2 protein-coding genes are annotated in these 2133 nt (G+C 65.3%); both read left to right on the forward strand.

Features of this window, described 5'->3' with window-relative positions; all coding sequences use genetic code 11:
• Nucleotides 1–1516, forward strand: a 1516-nt coding sequence (locus QZH66_RS15285; protein ID WP_305806762.1) for an efflux RND transporter permease subunit, incomplete at its 5' end; no start/stop codon positions are given.
• Nucleotides 1399–2133 (forward strand): efflux RND transporter permease subunit (locus QZH66_RS15290; RefSeq protein ID WP_305806763.1); only part of this gene is annotated, 735 nt, incomplete at its 3' end. The genes QZH66_RS15285 and QZH66_RS15290, both read left to right, overlap by 118 nt.

Here is a 2133-nt window from a genome sequence, read left to right on the forward strand (position 1 = left end):
GATCGTGCGGCTCGAAGACGTGGCCACCGTCACGCTGGGCTCAGAGAACTACGACTTCAACGTGGCCTTCAGCGGCGTGCGCTCGGTCTTCATCGGCATCAAGGTCGCGCCCGAGGCCAACATCCTCGACGTGGCCAAGCGCGTGCGCGAGGCCTTCCCGGATATCCGCAGCCAGCTGCCCACCGGCCTGGTCGGCGAGATCGTCTACGACTCGACCGACTTCATCAACACCTCGATCTTCGAAGTGGTGAAGACCCTGGTCGAGGCGCTGGTGATCGTCACGGTGGTGATCTACCTGTTCCTCGGCAGCTTGCGCGCCGTGGTGGTGCCTGTGATCGCCATGCCGCTGTCGCTGATCGGCACCTTCTTCATGATGCTGATGCTCGGCTATTCGATCAACCTGCTGACCCTGCTCGCCCTGGTGCTGGCGATCGGCCTGGTGGTCGACGACGCGATCATCGTGGTCGAGAACGTCGACCGCCACATGAAGGAGGAAGGCCGCGCGCCCCTGGAGGCGGCGCTGCTGGCGGCGCGCGAGCTCGGCAGCCCGATCCTGGCGATGACGGTGGTGCTGGTCGCGGTCTATGTGCCGATCGGCTTCCAGGGCGGACTGACCGGCGCGCTGTTCACCGAGTTCGCGTTCACGCTCGCCGGCGCGGTCGCGGTGTCGGGCGTGGTCGCGCTGACGCTGTCGCCCATGATGTGCTCGCGCTTCTTCAAGCCCTCGCAGGACAGCGGCCGCTTCGCGCAAACCATAGACCGGGTTTTCGAGAAGCTGCGCCACACCTACCAGCGCGTGCTGCACAGCCTGCTCGTCACCTACCCGGTGCTGATCGTGATGGCGTTCATCCTGATCTGCCTGCTGGGCGTGATGTTCAAGATGTCCAAGTCCGAGCTGGCGCCCGAGGAAGACCAGGGCCTGGTGCTGGCGCAGATCGTCGGCCCGCCCACGGCCACCTCCGACCAGATGCAGACCTACGCCGAACAGGTCTTCCAGGTCGCCAACGCCATTCCCGAGTACCAGCAGATGTTCCAGATCACCGGCGTGCCGACGGTGAACCAGGGCATAGGCGGCGTGCTGCTGAAAAACTGGGACCAGCGCAGCCGCAGCGCCCATCAGATCCAGCAGGGCCTGCAGGCGCAGTGGGACAAGATCGCCGGCGCGCGCGTGGCGGCGTTCCAGTTCCCGGCGTTGCCGGGGTCGTCGGGCCTGCCGGTGCAGTTCGTCATCACCACCACCGAGCCGTTCGAGAATCTCAACACGGTGGTGCAGCAGGTGCTGGACAAGGCGCGGGCGGCGAACATGTTCTACTTCGTGGACGCCGANCGGGCCTGCCGGTGCAGTTCGTCATCACCACCACCGAGCCGTTCGAGAATCTCAACACGGTGGTGCAGCAGGTGCTGGACAAGGCGCGGGCGGCGAACATGTTCTACTTCGTGGACGCCGACCTCAAGATCGACAAGCCGCAGGCCACCGTGGTGGTCGATCGCGACAAGATCGCCGCGCTCGGCATGACGCAGCAGGACGTGGGCAACGCCCTGGGCGCGGCGCTCGGCGGCGGCTACGTCAACTACTTCTCTATCGCCGGCCGCTCGTACAAGGTGATCCCGCAGGTGCTGCAGGTCGACCGGCTCAACCCGGCGGAAGTGCTCAACTTCCACATCCGCACGCCCAGCGGCGCAATGATCCCGGCGAGCACGGTGGCGAGCCTCAAATACGACGTGGTGCCCGAGTCCATCACGCGTTTCCAGCAGCTCAACTCGGCCACGATTTCGGGCGTCTCGGGGGCCTCGCAGGGCGATGTGCTGGCGTTCATGCGCAATACCGTGCAGGAAGTGGCGCCGAGCGGCTACACCGTCGACTACGCGGGCCAGTCGCGCCAGTTCATGCAGGAGTCGGGCGGCTTTCTGGTGACCATGATGTTCGCCGTGATCATCGTGTTCCTGGCGCTGGCGGCGCAGTTCGAGAGCTTCCGCGACCCGGTGGTGATTCTGGTGTCGGTGCCGCTGGCGCTGTTCGGCGCCATGATCTTCATCTTCCTCGGCTTTGCGTCGCTGAACATCTACACCGAGGTCGGCCTCGTGACCCTGATGGGGCTGATCAGCAAGCACGGCATCCTGATCGTCGAAGTG

It is taken from the genome of Stenotrophomonas sp. YIM B06876 (genome assembly GCF_030711595.1).
GTDB lineage: Bacteria > Pseudomonadota > Gammaproteobacteria > Xanthomonadales > Xanthomonadaceae > Stenotrophomonas.